The organism is Ancylomarina longa (genome assembly GCF_003996985.1).
In the GTDB taxonomy this organism is placed as follows: Bacteria; Bacteroidota; Bacteroidia; order Bacteroidales; family Marinifilaceae; genus Ancylomarina_A; species Ancylomarina_A longa.
The window spans coordinates 1-578 of record NZ_RJJX01000272.1 but is presented as its reverse complement, the minus strand read 5'-3'; the positions used below and the strand labels follow the sequence as shown (position 1 = coordinate 578).

2 protein-coding genes are annotated in these 578 nt (G+C 39.1%); both read left to right on the top strand.

Features of this window, described 5'->3' with window-relative positions:
• Positions 1-270 (top strand): hypothetical protein (locus DLK05_RS17740; RefSeq protein ID WP_209319972.1); only part of this gene is annotated, 270 nt, incomplete at its 5' end.
• Positions 233-578 (top strand): hemoblobin-interacting domain-containing protein (locus tag DLK05_RS18430; protein ID WP_127345119.1); only part of this gene is annotated, 346 nt, incomplete at its 3' end. The genes DLK05_RS17740 and DLK05_RS18430, both read left to right, overlap by 38 nt.

Sequence of the window (578 nt, the reverse complement as noted above, 5' to 3'; positions counted from 1 at the left end):
GATCAGTATGATAATGTGTGTACGACTGATGGTACTAGAACTATAACTGCAGCTAAAGCAGATGCAGGGAATTGGACTCTTGGAGGAACAACGGATCAGGATGCCAGTTCAGGTGTACTTACTTTTAGTGGATTAACTGCAACAAGTAATGAGGCAATTACTAATGCTAATATAAGCTTTAGTTCAGCAAGTTTAACTGGAGCAAGCTCTTCAAACTTTGATTTGGCATTAAATTCAGCACCAACACTATCTTGGCAGTGCCAATGTTGATTCTAACTTTGATGTTGGTTATAGTGAAGACACAAATTGGGAAACCAAAATAACTACGGTAACCTATAATGGAACAAGTCTGACTGAAACAACAGATTATACATTAAATACTGTACCAAATACCATAACACTAATACCCGGAGGCGGAAATTCTGCACTTCAAACAGCAGGAACAGCAGATTTAATCATTTCAGCTACAGGTTATGGCGATGCTTCTGTTTCGCAAATTATAGGACATGGAGCTGTTAATAAATTGGCAATTACAACAGAGCCCGGAGCACCTGCCGCAAATGGTGGAGATTTAAATC